Source organism: Bartonella sp. EBT8 (assembly GCF_055796165.1).
On record NZ_JBTTDJ010000062.1, the window covers coordinates 1 to 1708 of the forward strand.

Below are 1708 nucleotides of genomic sequence, written 5' to 3' on the forward strand. Positions count from 1 at the left end.
AAGCATCTTAATAAGGGCGATAAGGAAAGGCAGCAGATTAACCAAACAGTAGAGTATTTAAAATCACAGGGTATGAGTGAAGAAGAAGCACGTTTTATAGCTGGAAATAAGGCTGCTCTTAATGCATTTTGGGGACAAAAGCTTAGTGGTGGAAGCAATAATCCTCAATTTACCAGTGACGGTAGGATGCTTGTGAAAGATCCTGATGCACCAGGGGGATATAGATATCTCATAACTGAGGGTAGTAAAGCCTCTGACGAAATGAAAAATCGTGAACAGATGAATAAAGTACACATGGCACACACAAAAACTTTGATAGATGATATTGATCGTGTGCAAGCATACATCAATAAGTTTAACAATCTTTCGACGGGTCTTGGGGTTACACTTGCTAGCTATATATCACCAACATCGCAGCAATCGGATGTACGACAGATGGTGGACTCAATAAAAAGTCGTATATCGCTTGATCGTATGGATACCATGAAACAAATGTCACAGGACGGGAGGTTGGGTGTTGGTGCTCTTAGTGATAAAGACATGGATCTGTTCAAACAGTCTTTAGGTGCAATAAGTTTAAATATGTCTGCACAAGAGCTTAGCCGGCGTTTAACGATAATAAAAGATTTTTTATTAAAACTAAATGATAAACAATACAATTTTTTGTTTGGTGAAAATAAAGGCGGTATCAATAATGCGGGGGCACAAGGGAATGTTGCAAATCTTCCAACTGTAAGCGGCATAGAGGAAGCTAATAGAATGCCTATTGGGAGTACGGTTATTTACAATGGTCAAGTTTACAAGAGGGATCAATGATTAACAATAATAATTCTCTTGTAGTTGGTCGTGCATTAGGTGCTACGAGCAATCAAGTTAAAAAAATATCAGAACTTGGTCCAAACTTTACCCATCTTGGCTCTGTTTCAGAATATGCGGCTAATCGAGAACGCTTATCAGAACTTGGTCCAAATTTTACCCACCTTGGTTCTGTTTCAGAATACGCCAATCCTTCTTATGAAGATGTTCCACAGTCCCCAGAGATCACACAAAGTGAAGCCTTTTGGAATTCTTTAAAGCATGGTCTGAGTTTTGGTTTAGATGACGAATTTGGGGCTATGACAGCAGCAGGACGCGATTCTGATGATGATTGGGCAATACCGTCTTTTTTCAGGGGGATGACAAGATATTGGTGGGATGGCGATAAGAAATCCGAAGAGAAGTATGACAAAGAAGTTAAGAAACGGCGTGATTATCAACAGAGGATGAGCGATACGCATTATTGGACGTCTTTGGGTGGAAATATATTAGGGTCTGCTTTGCCTTCACTTGCAACGTTAGGGGGAGGAGCGGCGGCGGGATTAGCGAGGTGGGCAGCGCCTCATGCTACTTCAAAATTAGGTGAATTATTATTGAAAGGCGGTCAAACAAAGGCAGGACAATTGGGGAAATCTATAGGTGGGGTAGTAAGCCCGTGGTTAGCGAAAACAAAACCGTTTTTAGGTATAACGGACAAAACATCCCTTGGGCATTTGCTTAAAGTAGGGGCGGCATCTGGTGCATTCCATGGATTTGGTGAAGGTGAAGGGTTAGGTCATACACTTCAAAGTACAGCACTTGGTGTAGGTTTGGGAGCAGGGGGGACAGCGCTTGGAAGTGTTGTTGGTTCAGGGCTTGGTTCCCTTGGGGGCTTGGCAGCAAGAGCTGTTTT

General features: G+C 42.1%; 2 pseudogenes. Both read left to right on the forward strand.

What is annotated here, in order from left to right:
- Positions 1 to 816: pseudogene (locus tag AC0QT4_RS09025) on the forward strand (hypothetical protein); the annotation flags it as partial.
- Positions 813 to 1708: pseudogene (locus AC0QT4_RS09030) on the forward strand (hypothetical protein); the annotation flags it as partial. The pseudogenes AC0QT4_RS09025 and AC0QT4_RS09030, both read left to right, overlap by 4 nt.